Source organism: Thalassorhabdus alkalitolerans (assembly GCF_042656525.1).
Classification (GTDB): domain Bacteria; phylum Bacillota; class Bacilli; order Bacillales; family Marinococcaceae; genus Thalassorhabdus; species Thalassorhabdus alkalitolerans.
Genome location: NZ_JBHSOZ010000011.1, coordinates 1 through 1,583 on the forward strand (window position 1 = coordinate 1; position 1,583 = coordinate 1,583).

Genomic DNA, 1,583 nt, shown 5'->3' on the forward strand with positions numbered 1-1,583 from the left:
TCACTCCCAGTGCCATCAGATTCTTCACCTTTGTTTTGGGCAGCTTCCATTCCTTCCATCGAATCATTCGGAGTCTTCTTCTCAACCATTCCATCAGTCTTTTGAAAATGGATGGCGTTTCTGCCAACTGAAAGTAGTTATACCATCCTGTAAGAAATGTATTGATTTTCTCAATTCGGTATTTCATATCGGTACTCCATTTTCGACTTGTCAGTTGACGCAGACGTTGCTTAGCCTTATGAACCGAATCATTATGGACACGCACTCTAGCCTTACCTTTCACCGAAGGTGTAAAGCTGAATCCGAGAAACTTACGTTTCCACGGGCGGCTCACCGCACTTTTCTCTCGGTTTACCTTGAGTTTTAACGTCTTTTCGATGAAAGTTGTCATATTCCTGAGGATTCGCTCGGCGGCTCGTTTAGAACCTGCATATATTTGGCAGTCATCGGCAAACCGAACGAAGCGAAGCCCTCTGGATTCCAATTCTTTATCCAGTTCATCGAGCACAATATTAGAAAGGAGTGGGCTTAATGGACTTCCCTGTGGTGTTCCTTTTCGGTTTGGGGTCGTGAGCCCACCTTCCATAATGCCTGCTTGGAGGTATTTTCGGATAAGACGAAGCACCCGGGGGTCTTTAATGCGGAAGCTTAGCGTTCGCATCAACCGGTCATGGTTAACCCGGTCGAAGAATTTCTCGAGGTCGATGTCTATCACCCAGGTGTACCCCTCATTGATATAGGCTTTCGCCTGTCTCACCGCATCATGTACTCGCTTTCCTGGTCGGAACCCATAGCTTTGCGGAGAAAACTTAGGGTCATACATCGATTGAAGATAGAGGTTGAGCGCTTGTTGGATCGTACGATCCATCACCGTAGGGATACCTAACTTCCGTTTGCCTCCGTTCGTTTTCGGGATTTCGATTCGACGGACGGGAGACGGTTGGTACGTACCCTTCAGAAGTTGGTCGTGGATGGTGTCCCATTCTTCCGAAATCTGAGCTTTCAGTTCGGAAGTGGGAACTCCATCAACGCCGTGACTTCCTTTATTCTTTGTCACCTTATAGTAGGCGGCATTCAGATTGTTTCGGTGTAGAATGTGTTCCAACATGTTGCTCACCCTCCACGTGACCATTTCGTTCTTTTGTGTGGCGACCATCCTCCACCCTACCTGCGCCCTCGAAGACTTCACTTCTCTTTCGTAGGTAGTTGGTCTATTCTGTGTCATCGGATGACGCGTACGCCAGGGAAATGGTACTCATTTTATGATTCAGCCCTTCCCTTACCTCCCGGAAGGTAAGGTACTATGGCTTCGGCTGACTTCTGATGGTTCAGCGATTCTTTGAGAATCGGTTACCGTATGTGTGCGGCGTTCCCATCAGACCTCCCCGGGTAAGGGCATAAACTTCCCTTCCATATCCCCGCCTCATTTACTGCCTATCCCTTTGGTCGTTGGGGCTTTGTCTTGTATTGCAGACTCATCCCAGACAGACAGCCTTCTATGAGGTTCGTATTCCTCGGGGCGGAAGTTTGTCTCCGGCTTCCTTCAGATTCCAGGTCACCCTGGACACCCTTGCCTTTGACTA

Annotated in this window: 1 protein-coding gene; it reads right to left on the reverse strand. The window is 48.5% G+C overall.

Annotated elements, in window-relative coordinates; genetic code table 11:
- Positions 1 to 1,108, reverse strand: a 1,108-nt coding sequence (gene ltrA / locus ACFPU1_RS16455) for a group II intron reverse transcriptase/maturase (RefSeq protein WP_385943050.1), incomplete at its 3' end; no start/stop codon positions are given.
- Positions 1,109 to 1,583 lie beyond the last annotated feature (475 nt).